This window comes from Streptococcus mutans (genome assembly GCF_006739205.1).
GTDB lineage: Bacteria > Bacillota > Bacilli > Lactobacillales > Streptococcaceae > Streptococcus > Streptococcus mutans.
Map to the genome: position 1 here is coordinate 767,371 of NZ_AP019720.1, position 13,484 is coordinate 780,854.

The window sequence follows — 13,484 nt, forward strand, 5'->3', positions numbered from 1 at the left end:
ATTATCCTTCTATTTTCTTTATGCGATTGGCGTGATTTTTTCTTGACATTATTCTTTAATTTTTATACAATAAAGTTTGAAATATAAATATAAATATTTCAAACTTATGTAAAAGGAGAATTTTGTAATTTTACATGTTGATTCATTATCTTATTAAGCAAGCTAAAAAACCTAGCGGTGCTGTTGGCCGAGTAATTACCAAAATCTGGTCTTCCTATTTTAAAGATCTCAGTCTCTGGGTGATCAGACAGACGGCTATCTCAGACAATAGTCGGATTTTAGAAGTAGGCTATGGTGGAGGTAGTACCATCAAAAATCTTATCGCTTTAGGTAAGAATCTTGAGATTCATGGAATAGATATCTCTAAAGAATCCTATCAAACTACAAAACGGATTAATCGAGAGTCAGTACAGAATGGAAGTGTTCAACTTAAAATTGGAAGTGTAGAGGCCTTACCCTATCAAAATCAATATTTTGATGTCGTATTCGCCATCCAAACCCATCTTTTTTGGAAGGATCTAAAAAAAGGTTTTCAAGAAATTTACCGAGTGATGTCCAGCCATTCTATTTTGGTTGTCGCTTCTGAAAAAGATAAAATAAACTATCACATGACAATGTATCAAACAAGCCATGAGCTGAGTAAATTGCTAAAAAGCATTGGGTTTTCAAAAATTGAAAAAAGTAAAAATCAGGATTGGTTTTTATATACTATCTATAAATCTGAAGAGACCTAATCGGAGGAAAAGATGAACATTATTGAATTTAAAAATGTATCGAAAAGATACAAAGTAGGAAATCAGGAAATTGAAGCAGTAAAGCATGTTTCATTCAACATTGAATCCGGAGAATTTGTAGTTGTTTTAGGAGCCAGTGGCGCTGGAAAAAGTACTATTCTTAATTTATTGGGGGGAATGGATACAGTATCTGAAGGTCAAATACTTGTTGAAGGACAGGATATTGTTAACTTCAGTGAAAAGGAATTAACAAAATACCGTGCTGAAAAAATTGGTTTTGTTTTTCAATTTTATAACCTTATATCAAATTTGAATACCCTAGAAAATGTGGAATTTGCCATAGAGGTATCCCAAAAATCTCTGAATCCAAAGGATATTCTAAAAAGAGTAGGATTGTCTGAACGATTAAAGAACTTTCCTTCACAACTTTCAGGAGGTGAACAACAAAGGGTATCAATAGCACGAGCCATTGCTAAAAATCCTCTGTTATTACTCTGCGATGAACCTACAGGAGCTTTAGATTATGAAACTGGGAAGGAAGTCCTTCAATTGATTAAGGAATTAAACGAAAGTACCAAAAAGAGCGTTGTTTTAATCACTCATAATAGTGCTATTTCAAAAATTGCCGATAAAGTCATTCATGTTCGAAGCGGACAAATCGAGAAAATTGAATATAATTCAGATAAAATTCCAGTTTCAGAGTTAGAGTGGTAATATGATGAAAATTTTATTAAAAAAATTATTTAGAGATATTCGTACCAATATAGCACAATTTATAACAATTATTTTAATTGTTTCTATTGGTTCTTTTCTTTTTGTTGGCTTGTCTAGTGTTGCCAGTAGCTTAAGAGATTATACAAAAAACTACTATCATGACTATCACCTGAGCGATGCAACAGTAAATTTTATTTCGCTTACTTCAAAAAAGATAGATGCTATTAAAGATAAATATACTAATATACAAGAGGCAGAGGGACGTGTTAATTTTGAAGGAAAACAAACTTTCAAAAATTATAGCTCTGCTTTAACAATTTCTAGCTTTTCTCCTACTTCTAAGCTAAATCGTTCTTATATTGTGCAGGGAAGAAAAAAACTCAATAACAACGAAATCTTGTTAGATAGTGATTATATTAAGGCGCATCATTATAAGATGAATGATTCTATACAAATTCAAATCAATAGTAAGAAGTTCACTTTTAAAATCGCAGGAATTATTGAGAATCCTGAGTTTGTTATGAAAGTATCAGGAAATAATTTAACACCTGAGCCTCAAAAATTCGGCATAGGTTATATCACAGAACAGAAAGCTTTCGATATTTCAAAAAAAAATCATTCTTATAATCAACTTCTTTTAAAGATTAAGGGTAATAATAGTAAAAAGGTTCTTCAAAAACTTTCTGAAGATTATGATACAACTTATATTTCTGGTCTTGTTACAACTGAATCAAGTAACTACACTAATTTAAAAAGTTTAATCACAACCGATGAAAGTCTTAGCAGGGTTATTCCTATCTTATTCTTTATTGTTGCTGCGGTCATTACTTTTATTTCAATGACACGGCTCATACAACAAAACAGAGTACAGACAGGAATCATGCGCTCCTTAGGTAAAAGAATTAGATACATAAGAAGTTATTACTTATTCTATACTTTATTGACAAGTTCTATTGGGACATTTATTGGAAGTGTGCTAGCTTACTTTGCTTTTACTGATATTGGTGAAGCTCAAGTATCTTCATTGTATGCTTTACCAAATTATCATGTGAAGATTGAGTTACAATCTTTGATTCCTTCTTTTTGCCTTGTTTTATTATTTGGTTTATTAGCTATTTATTTTTCAACGCGAAAAGTTTTAAAAGAGAGACCAGCAAATTTGATTAGACAGGAGCCTCCTAAAAATATTAAAGGTATTTTATTAGAAAGGATTCCTTTCTTATGGCGGTATTTATCTTATGGAAGTAAATATGTTATTCGGAATATTTTCTTAAATAAAATACGTTTTTGCCTTAATTTACTAGGTGTTGCTTTATCTTTTTTGATGATTATATTAGCTTTTGGTTATTATAACGCTATGACTACTGTAGTTAATACGGAAATTAATGATGTCAATACTTATAATATTAGTATTATTTCTCCTAAAATTAACTCTATACAAGATAAATTATCAAATAATCCACATCTAAAGTTTGAAAAGTTAGATATTCAAAAGTTAGAACTTGGACAAGGAAATAATAGTATTGCAACGACTTTATATGCTAGTAGTCAAAAAGAGCATTTTATGAAAGTTTATAAGAAAAACGGTCAAGAATTGTCTCACTATTCAAATGGCATTGTCATACCAAAGGTTTATGCTAATAAGCTTCATTTAAAGATTGGGGATAAAGTAAGATTAGCCCTTTCAAATACTCAACAATCTCCCATAAAAGTTAGAGTAACAGCCATATCAACCCAATATTCTTCTAAATTTATTGTTGCTGACGCTGACTATTTGAAAGAACAAGGCGTTACCCTTCACCCCTCAATGCTATTAATCCAAAAAGGAAAAAATAGTAATGAAAAAACATCCCAATTAATTCAATCGGCCAAAGTTATTGATAAGGATTTAACTTATACAACTAAAAAGGATGTTCGATCAAATATGAATGCTATTTTATCAACGACATTTCCAATGGTTGTTCTATTTCTTATTTGTGCCATGTCATTAACAGTAGCGACTATTTATAATATTTCATCTATTAATATTTTTGATCGAACTAGAGATATTGCCACACTCAAAGTGTTAGGCTACTCTAAAAATAAAGTGAATAACCTTATTTTTAAGGAAAATATAATTATTTCTTGTGTAGCTATGGGCTTTGCTTTACCTGTCGGTCATTCGCTCTTTATCCTTTTTATTAACGCTATGACGACAGAACTGCAGGCTATGCCGAACGAATTACCATATTGGTGTTTTGCTTTAGCTATTGTCTGTGTTTTAGGAATCACCATTTTATCAAATTTACTTTTGCATCGAAAGGTTAAAGCCATTGATATGATTGAGGGGTTAAAGAGTGTTGAATAAAATCACAAATTTGGGCAAAAACTAGTCCTTAAGTAAAACCACATCTGTTTTGACGGCTCTCACCAAAAAGAGTCTGAGACAAATAAACCACCCGCTATGCGGGTGCGCATTGAATGTTATACAAAAAATCTCCAAACGCGATACAATAAAGGTGTTCAAGCCTATTGTAAAGCGAAAGGAGCAAAAAATGGCACAAAAGGCACATAGTTTATCACATACAAAGTGGATATGTTCTATCACCTTGTGTTCACCCCTAAGTATAGACGAAAAATCATCTATAATCAATATCGAAGTAGTTTAGGCGAGATATTCCAACGATTATGCAGTTACAAAGATGTTGAAATTATCGAAGGCCATCTGATGCCAGACCATGTTCATATTGTTGGTCAGCCTTCCACCAAGAATAAGTGTTTCAAGTTTCATGGGCTATTTAAAAGGTAAGAGTGCTCTTATGATGTTTGATAAACACGCTAATCTCAAATATAAATTTGGGAATCGCCATTTTTGGGCAGAGGGCTATTATGTGAGTACAGTGGGACTTAACGAAGCCACAATAAAGAAATATATACAAGAACAAGAAAAACATGATAGCGCACTTGATAAATTGAGCGTGAAAGAATATGAAGATCCCTTTAGGGATAATGGCAAGTAATACCATAGCCCCTTTGAGAGGTAAGTGACGAGTCAAAAGCAGTTAGGCTTGAACAAAGTGAAAGCCAGCGTCTTTAGGCGCTGGCTGGTGATGTGGGCTTATAGCCCTCGTCCAAACCACCCGTTAGACGGGTGGTTATGATTTGAAGGGGAGGGTGTCTAGATTGGGTGTCAGGGAAAAGACCAGCATTTGAAGTTTAGATGGGGTTATATCCTTATATCCATGCAGGAGATCGTTGCCATAGCCAACGTGGCAAACTCATCAAACCTGTTCAATTTTGGTTATTTTTGGACAAGCAAGAACTTGTTTTCTCAAATGACCGACTATCTTAAGACGTAGTACGGACACTATGGTCTCAAAAACATGGTTATTATCAACGATGATTCAGGCTACGAAGCCAACAGGTTTGAGGAGTTGTTGGGACGGCATAAGAGCTTTGCTTACTGCTTTGATTCTTACCACGTGGTGAAAGTATGTCACAGGCAAGTACTGCTTTAGAGATGCACTTGCACCCCGATTGGATAACTAAGGAAATGGATTTAAGACTTTAGAAAACTTTCCGAGGGAAACTTGGTACAAACAAAAATGAAATTTGAGCAATATATTTCATTTTTATGTTATAATGATGGCGAGGTATTCAATGAATCAATATCAAAAAACAACAGAGAGAAAAAAACAAGCTATTATTCAAGCAGCTTTGCATTTATTTAAAGAAAAAGGTTTTAAAGGGACGAGTATCAAGTCTATTGCAAAGGCAGCACAAGTATCTCCTGTTTCCATCTACAATTATTTCGAAAGTAAAGAGAGTTTAGTAGATTTATGTGTTAATAAACTATTTGAAGAAATTACACAGGAAGCTGAAAACATTTTAACCAGTGAAATAGATTTTAAGATGAAGTTATGTCAAGCTTTAGCGTTATGTCAAAAAAAAATGAGTCATCAGATTTCTGTCTATTTTAAAGAAAAAACGATAAAAGATCCTACTTTTTCAAAATTATTAACGAAAGCCATTGTTGCCAAAAAACGTGAGATTTATCGTTCTTATATTAAGCTAGGAAAAGATGAAGGAGTTATCGCTAAAGATTTGTCAACAGAACTTATATTAAACGTTATGGATGCTCTCAATAGTATTGGAAATCAATTATCAGAAAGTGAGAATTTAGGAGAAGAAATTGAACAAATTCATCGGCTTTTCTTGTATGGAATTTTTGGAAAAATTTAAGGTTTTAAAACAACCGAGAAAGGCCAATAATATCAGTAAGAATCGTGTAGCCATGATTTTTCTAACCATTCATAAAAGTAGGGGCTTTCTTAGTTCGCCTTATTAGTTTTGTACATGATGTCAAGTTCAAGTATCAAGTTTTAATAAGACATATTCACTTTAACATAATTTATAAGTAGTGAAGAATTTTCCAGATAGAGTTTTCCAGATAGAGTTTTCTTCTTTTTGATAGGTTAATTTTTTTCTCAATTCCTGCTAATTTCATATTAAAATTATGTTATTAGTCAGATTGAAAATAAACTTTTTTTGGGGTGCTTTTCTATTAATACTCAGAAGGATCAATTAAACAAACCTTAAATAAAACCAAAGGGCATGACTAAAAATAGCTTCTATAAAGTCTTTATTTTGGAAACGACAGCTGCCATTCCTTACCGTAAGTAGTAAAACGGTGCATGTTATCGGCTAAAGTCAAACGGAAAAACCAACGGTAGGCATTGTTCACCTCAATCTCTTTAATGGTTTATGGAGCGAATATGGAAATACTGAAACAGAGGAATTTTAATCAGCATGATAAGGTCAAGACTGTGACGATCATTATCGAAACTATAAGTATTTTCTACCAAATCATAGATAAATGAAAAATTAACTACATCCACTTGTATGAGAAAATGGTCATCTGGAACAAGGTCAGCTAGGATGTAGAAGCCATATTGCTTGCGATTATAATCAGGATTTTCCTTGTGAAACATATGAGCATTATGGCACTAGTCCCATAAAATGGGACAGTAGAAAAACACTTCTGTTGAAATCTAGTAAACTAGAAACAGGAGTGTTTTATTATGGTCAAAAAAGCCTATTCAGTGGAAACTAAGTTAGCCTGTATCGAAATGAAAAAGGCGGGTAAGTCTAACAAGGTCATTAAGGAGACTTTAAGAATTAAGAATGATAGTCAAATCTACACTTGGATGAGATGGTATGAAAACGACGAATTGCACCGTTTTCATCAAGCTGTAGGCAAACAATATACCTACGGTAAAGGTATGGAGGAACTATCTGAAGTAGAACAACTACAACTACAGGTGGAATTCCTAAAAAAGTATCGGAACTTGGTAAGGCAACCGACAAAGTAAATCTTATCAAGCCAGTGGAAGACTACAAGAATGTCTACCCAGTGTCTATCATTCTAGACTGTTTCGGCGTCAAACGCTCAACTTTCTACCGTTGGAAAGCAAAAGGCGAAAAACCTGAGAAGAGAGACAAGATTGTAGAAAAAATCGAGCAACTCTGTATGAAAAATCATTTTATCTATGGCTATCGTACCATCACCCGATTACTCAAGAAGATGTATGGTCTCATCGTCAATCCTAAAAAGGTCTACTGCATCATGAAGGAAAAGGGCTGGCTCTGTCGGACACGTCCCAAGAAGGTGCCAAATCTAGGTAAGCCTTACTATGTGACAGAGAATAAGCTAGATCGTGATTTTCAAGCAGAAAAGCCAATGGAGAAGCTTGTCACAGACATGACCTACCTCTACTTTGGGAATTGTAAGCTTTACCTATCCTCCATCATGGCTCTCTATAATCGTGAAATTGTGGCTTATACTATTTCGGATTGCCAAGATATTGACTTTGTACTGGATACGCTCAATCAATTGGAATTGCCTAGGGGAGCATTTTATACAGTGATCAGGGCTCTGTTTACACCTTAAAAGCCTACTTTCAGACCTGCACAGAAAAAGGCATCATCCGCTCTATGTTCCGTAAAGGAACACACACCTACAGATAATGCCTGTATCAAATGGTTCCATTCTGTCCTAAAGTATGAAACCTTCTATCTCCATAATTGGAAAAACTTAACCAAAGATAGTATAACAGATATTGTCAAAATGACATCACGTTTTATAATGAAACTAGAATTCAACATAAATTAAACGACCAATCTCCCATAGAGTACAGAAGGTCGGCCGCCTATGGACTTGTCAAGAAAAAGTAGACAGGAAGTTAAGTGGATTAGTGATTATTTTTTTCAAACTCTATTGGTAATTGATACCCCAAGGCCGAGTGGATACGTTTCGGATTGTAATAGGTTTCAATCTATTTAAAGATTTCAAGTTGGGCTTGTTCAATGGATGCAAAATGCGCATCGTTGACAAGCTCTCTTTTTAAGGTCTTGTAAAAGGATGCCATGAGTGCATTATCATATGGATTACCTTTTCGACTCATACTAGACTGACATTTTTTCTGCGTCATCAGATCTTGAAATCGTGCTTCAGTCTATTGAGAACCTTGATCTGTATGGACTATTAATCCTTTCTTAGGTCTTTCTCTATGATAAGCTTGATTAAAAGCATCTGTTACCAACTGGCCTTGCATATGATTTCCCATCGCCCAACCTACAATCTTTCTTCTATAGATATCTATAAAGACGGATACAGATAAATAAAGTGTTCCTGCTTTTGTCGGAATATAAGTGAAATCCCCTAGCCAGATTTCATTTTTACCTTTTGTTTGAAAACACGGATTAATCAAATTTGGACGTCTCAATGAGGAACGTCGACGGTTATAGTACTTGTATTTATAGCGGGCTTCCTTTAGTATAGAGACAAAGTTCATGAAATAGTCTAGCAATACGTTTGCGATTGACCCTTATTCCTCGTCGATAGCGTTCTTTATGTTCATAGAAAATAGTCTTAATGATTTCCTTTAACGCTTCATTCTCTATCTGTCTTGAAGATGGCTTACGCTTTGGGCATGACGAAGAGCGCTCCCCTGTCCTGAGAACGCTCTTTCTCCATATTTTTCGTCTTCTTGAATCCAGCGATATAAACGATTTTTGGATGAACTCTAAAGTTGAACTAACCATTTTTACAGACTGTCCTTCCTCTAGAATGAGTTTAACTGCAGCTATTTTGAATGCTTTATCAAATACTTCTCTTGGCATCATATTTTTCCTCGTTTTCACTTAACTTCCTGTTCACTTTATTATACCAAGTCCACTAATAGTGTTTTTCTACTGTCTCATTTTTGGGGTGCAGTGCCTTACCTTACAATTCTTTTTTATTATACCGTAAAACATAAAGAGAAGCCCTTGAAAAATGATTTCTAAGAGCTTTGTCTTCAGTCTAATTATTGGTTTCTCTTCTTTTTATAGGTAATTTGAAATTGAGTTTGATACATCAATAGAAATTTTTTTGTAAAAATATCAGGAGATTCTGGTATTGGCTGTGTGATCCATGTTTCAATAGTTGCTAAAATACTATTGACAAATATATCAGTTAGCATTTCCTTAGGAAATTTTATATTAAATAACTGCAGTTCTAAATTATCGTTTACCCAAGATAGATATTGCTTTTTCAGAGCCATGCGCCAGACAGCTCCTGAAGCTGTAGAATAAAGCACATTTAGCCAAATTCTATAATGAAAGAGCAACGGAAAAAGATAAGTACAAATATTATCTAAAGGTTGCATATTTAAATGGTTCTTTGAACATATTTCAAGTGCCTCCATTATTTTTTTATTGATTTCGTAACATATAGAAGATACAATTTCATCTGGATTATTAAAGTGGTTCTTATAGATTGTTTGTCTTGAAATACAGGCTTCCTCAGCAATTTCAGAAAACGAAAAATTGGTTCGTTTTGGATACTTAGAAGCTAGTCTAAAAAAAGCATTTATAATATTTTCCCTTGTTCCCTTAGTCATAAAATCTTCCCTCTCCTTACTTAGTAGTATAAACTATTTTTTATCAAAAAACATTACAATTTGTAAACAAAATTTGTAAACAATAATTATAAAAGAATAATTTTAAGTACGAATCATAGTTTTAATATTAGATTACAAAATTTATTAATCTCATAAGATTTTAGCAACTTGCTATTAGTATATATGGTCTGTGAAAGTATTTATTCTATATTATTTAAATATAAATAGATAATGATTATGTACAAACTGTCAAAAAAAAGAACTAGAGAAAAAAGAAACTGAATGATATTATGATAATAAATTCAGGTTAATAATCTAGTCATAATGAATTTAGACCTAATCGGAGGAAAAGATGAACATTATTGAATTTAAAAATGTATCGAAAAGATACAAAGTAGGAAATCAGGAAATTGAAGCAGTAAAGCATGTTTCATTCAACATTGAATCCGGAGAATTTGTAGTTGTTTTAGGAGCCAGTGGCGCTGGAAAAAGTACTATTCTTAATTTATTGGGGGGAATGGATACAGTATCTGAAGGTCAAATACTTGTTGAAGGACAGGATATTGTTAACTTCAGTGAAAAGGAATTAACAAAATACCGTGCTGAAAAAATTGGTTTTGTTTTTCAATTTTATAACCTTATATCAAATTTGAATACCCTAGAAAATGTGGAATTTGCCATAGAGGTATCCCAAAAATCTCTGAATCCAAAGGATATTCTAAAAAGAGTAGGATTGTCTGAACGATTAAAGAACTTTCCTTCACAACTTTCAGGAGGTGAACAACAAAGGGTATCAATAGCACGAGCCATTGCTAAAAATCCTCTGTTATTACTCTGCGATGAACCTACAGGAGCTTTAGATTATGAAACTGGGAAGGAAGTCCTTCAATTGATTAAGGAATTAAACGAAAGTACCAAAAAGAGCGTTGTTTTAATCACTCATAATAGTGCTATTTCAAAAATTGCCGATAAAGTCATTCATGTTCGAAGCGGACAAATCGAGAAAATTGAATATAATTCAGATAAAATTCCAGTTTCAGAGTTAGAGTGGTAATATGATGAAAATTTTATTAAAAAAATTATTTAGAGATATTCGTACCAATATAGCACAATTTATAACAATTATTTTAATTGTTTCTATTGGTTCTTTTCTTTTTGTTGGCTTGTCTAGTGTTGCCAGTAGCTTAAGAGATTATACAAAAAACTACTATCATGACTATCACCTGAGCGATGCAACAGTAAATTTTATTTCGCTTACTTCAAAAAAGATAGATGCTATTAAAGATAAATATACTAATATACAAGAGGCAGAGGGACGTGTTAATTTTGAAGGAAAACAAACTTTCAAAAATTATAGCTCTGCTTTAACAATTTCTAGCTTTTCTCCTACTTCTAAGCTAAATCGTTCTTATATTGTGCAGGGAAGAAAAAAACTCAATAACAACGAAATCTTGTTAGATAGTGATTATATTAAGGCGCATCATTATAAGATGAATGATTCTATACAAATTCAAATCAATAGTAAGAAGTTCACTTTTAAAATCGCAGGAATTATTGAGAATCCTGAGTTTGTTATGAAAGTATCAGGAAATAATTTAACACCTGAGCCTCAAAAATTCGGCATAGGTTATATCACAGAACAGAAAGCTTTCGATATTTCAAAAAAAAATCATTCTTATAATCAACTTCTTTTAAAGATTAAGGGTAATAATAGTAAAAAGGTTCTTCAAAAACTTTCTGAAGATTATGATACAACTTATATTTCTGGTCTTGTTACAACTGAATCAAGTAACTACACTAATTTAAAAAGTTTAATCACAACCGATGAAAGTCTTAGCAGGGTTATTCCTATCTTATTCTTTATTGTTGCTGCGGTCATTACTTTTATTTCAATGACACGGCTCATACAACAAAACAGAGTACAGACAGGAATCATGCGCTCCTTAGGTAAAAGAATTAGATACATAAGAAGTTATTACTTATTCTATACTTTATTGACAAGTTCTATTGGGACATTTATTGGAAGTGTGCTAGCTTACTTTGCTTTTACTGATATTGGTGAAGCTCAAGTATCTTCATTGTATGCTTTACCAAATTATCATGTGAAGATTGAGTTACAATCTTTGATTCCTTCTTTTTGCCTTGTTTTATTATTTGGTTTATTAGCTATTTATTTTTCAACGCGAAAAGTTTTAAAAGAGAGACCAGCAAATTTGATTAGACAGGAGCCTCCTAAAAATATTAAAGGTATTTTATTAGAAAGGATTCCTTTCTTATGGCGGTATTTATCTTATGGAAGTAAATATGTTATTCGGAATATTTTCTTAAATAAAATACGTTTTTGCCTTAATTTACTAGGTGTTGCTTTATCTTTTTTGATGATTATATTAGCTTTTGGTTATTATAACGCTATGACTACTGTAGTTAATACGGAAATTAATGATGTCAATACTTATAATATTAGTATTATTTCTCCTAAAATTAACTCTATACAAGATAAATTATCAAATAATCCACATCTAAAGTTTGAAAAGTTAGATATTCAAAAGTTAGAACTTGGACAAGGAAATAATAGTATTGCAACGACTTTATATGCTAGTAGTCAAAAAGAGCATTTTATGAAAGTTTATAAGAAAAACGGTCAAGAATTGTCTCACTATTCAAATGGCATTGTCATACCAAAGGTTTATGCTAATAAGCTTCATTTAAAGATTGGGGATAAAGTAAGATTAGCCCTTTCAAATACTCAACAATCTCCCATAAAAGTTAGAGTAACAGCCATATCAACCCAATATTCTTCTAAATTTATTGTTGCTGACGCTGACTATTTGAAAGAACAAGGCGTTACCCTTCACCCCTCAATGCTATTAATCCAAAAAGGAAAAAATAGTAATGAAAAAACATCCCAATTAATTCAATCGGCCAAAGTTATTGATAAGGATTTAACTTATACAACTAAAAAGGATGTTCGATCAAATATGAATGCTATTTTATCAACGACATTTCCAATGGTTGTTCTATTTCTTATTTGTGCCATGTCATTAACAGTAGCGACTATTTATAATATTTCATCTATTAATATTTTTGATCGAACTAGAGATATTGCCACACTCAAAGTGTTAGGCTACTCTAAAAATAAAGTGAATAACCTTATTTTTAAGGAAAATATAATTATTTCTTGTGTAGCTATGGGCTTTGCTTTACCTGTCGGTCATTCGCTCTTTATCCTTTTTATTAACGCTATGACGACAGAACTGCAGGCTATGCCGAACGAATTACCATATTGGTGTTTTGCTTTAGCTATTGTCTGTGTTTTAGGAATCACCATTTTATCAAATTTACTTTTGCATCGAAAGGTTAAAGCCATTGATATGATTGAGGGGTTAAAGAGTGTTGAATAAAACAGAGAAGGTTGTCCTATTTTGTATTCCTCATGCTGGAGGTAATAGTAGTAGCTTTAATAAATGGAGAGGATACATGCCCGATAATATTATTTTTAAACCAATTGAATTAAGTGGTAGAGGAAAGCGTTTGAACGAAAAATTAGATGCTAGTTTTGAAGATATGATTGATGATGTTTTTAATTCTATCAAAAAAATAATGGTTAATTTTGATATGGATTATTATATTTTTGGTCATAGTATGGGAGCTTGGATAGTGTTAGAATTACTTTATTATTTTAAAGAATACCATTTACCTTATCCAAAAGGTGTAATATTTTCTGGGAATATCCCACCTTGTTTTTATCATAAGTCTACCCCACCACTTCATTTGTTACCAGATAAAATATTTCTAGAAGAAGTCTCAAAATTGGGAGGGATACCTGGAAAAATAATAAAAGAAAAACAATTTGTAGAATATTTTGTTCCTATTATAAAAAATGATTTTAAATTGATAGAGAACTATTATTTTCAACAGAAGCAGGAAAAGTTTCCTGTAAAAAGTCTGATTTGTAGTGGTAAAGATGATAAATTTCGGGTAAAGGATTTGGTACAATGGGAAAATTACTTTATTGATAAGTGCTCAATATCTTTATTTAAAGGTGGCCATTTTTACATCGATGACAATATTGCTAGTCTTTGTAATCAAATAAAAGATTTTATTTATATGTAGA

At 32.4% G+C, this 13,484-nt stretch carries 8 protein-coding genes and 4 pseudogenes; 9 read left to right on the forward strand and 3 right to left on the reverse strand.

Annotated elements, in window-relative coordinates:
• The first annotated feature begins 134 nt into the window (after positions 1-134).
• The 5 genes and pseudogenes from FNL60_RS04075 to FNL60_RS04100 all read left to right on the forward strand — a co-directional run bounded on the left by FNL60_RS04075 (position 135) and on the right by FNL60_RS04100 (position 5,669).
• Positions 135-734 (forward strand): class I SAM-dependent methyltransferase, encoded by a 600-nt coding sequence (locus tag FNL60_RS04075; protein WP_002263794.1) that lies wholly within the window; start codon positions 135-137, stop codon positions 732-734.
• A 12-nt stretch (positions 735-746) separates the two neighbouring features.
• Entirely contained in the window at positions 747-1,448 is a 702-nt protein-coding gene (gene mubX / locus FNL60_RS04080; protein WP_002265149.1) for a mutanobactin A system ABC transporter ATP-binding subunit MubX, read from the forward strand.
• 4 nt (positions 1,449-1,452) lie between these two features.
• Positions 1,453-3,795, forward strand: coding sequence for a mutanobactin A system ABC transporter permease subunit MubY (gene mubY, locus FNL60_RS04085; protein ID WP_157794550.1), 2,343 nt, complete (start codon positions 1,453-1,455; stop codon positions 3,793-3,795).
• Between the two features lie 187 nt (positions 3,796-3,982).
• Positions 3,983-4,447, forward strand: a pseudogene (gene tnpA / locus FNL60_RS04090) (IS200/IS605 family transposase).
• Between the two features lie 640 nt (positions 4,448-5,087).
• A complete protein-coding gene (locus tag FNL60_RS04100; protein ID WP_002263281.1) occupies positions 5,088-5,669 on the forward strand; it encodes a TetR/AcrR family transcriptional regulator in 582 nt (193 codons plus the stop codon).
• 366 nt (positions 5,670-6,035) lie between these two features.
• Here FNL60_RS04100 and FNL60_RS10365 read toward each other — a convergent pair.
• Positions 6,036-6,418: pseudogene (locus FNL60_RS10365) on the reverse strand (transposase); the annotation flags it as partial.
• A gap of 87 nt (positions 6,419-6,505) precedes the next feature.
• On the opposite strand from FNL60_RS10365, the pseudogene FNL60_RS04120 reads away from it, so the two are divergent.
• Positions 6,506-7,661: pseudogene (locus FNL60_RS04120) on the forward strand (IS3 family transposase).
• Positions 7,662-7,678: 17 nt separating this feature from the next.
• Here FNL60_RS04120 and FNL60_RS04125 read toward each other — a convergent pair.
• Both FNL60_RS04125 and mubR read right to left on the reverse strand, forming a co-directional pair.
• Positions 7,679-8,609, reverse strand: a pseudogene (locus tag FNL60_RS04125) (IS3 family transposase).
• A gap of 185 nt (positions 8,610-8,794) precedes the next feature.
• Complete coding sequence (mubR, locus tag FNL60_RS04130; protein ID WP_002266732.1) at positions 8,795-9,370, reverse strand: mutanobactin A biosynthesis transcriptional regulator MubR; 576 nt, start codon at positions 9,368-9,370, stop codon at positions 8,795-8,797.
• Positions 9,371-9,722: 352 nt separating this feature from the next.
• Here mubR and mubX (FNL60_RS04135) point away from each other — a divergent pair, with 352 nt between their 5' ends.
• The 3 genes from mubX (FNL60_RS04135) to mubT are packed head-to-tail and all read left to right on the forward strand — an operon-like array spanning position 9,723 to position 13,483.
• On the forward strand, positions 9,723-10,424 hold the full coding sequence (gene mubX, locus FNL60_RS04135; RefSeq protein WP_002265149.1) for a mutanobactin A system ABC transporter ATP-binding subunit MubX: 702 nt from the start codon (positions 9,723-9,725) through the stop codon (positions 10,422-10,424).
• A 4-nt stretch (positions 10,425-10,428) separates the two neighbouring features.
• The gene (gene mubY / locus FNL60_RS04140; protein ID WP_157794550.1) at positions 10,429-12,771 is read left to right on the forward strand and encodes a mutanobactin A system ABC transporter permease subunit MubY; all 2,343 of its coding nucleotides are present in this window, start codon (positions 10,429-10,431) and stop codon (positions 12,769-12,771) included.
• The gene (gene mubT, locus FNL60_RS04145) at positions 12,764-13,483 is read left to right on the forward strand and encodes a mutanobactin A biosynthesis thioesterase MubT (protein ID WP_080008395.1); all 720 of its coding nucleotides are present in this window, start codon (positions 12,764-12,766) and stop codon (positions 13,481-13,483) included. Before mubY (FNL60_RS04140) ends, mubT begins: the two co-directional genes overlap by 8 nt.
• Position 13,484 lies beyond the last annotated feature (1 nt).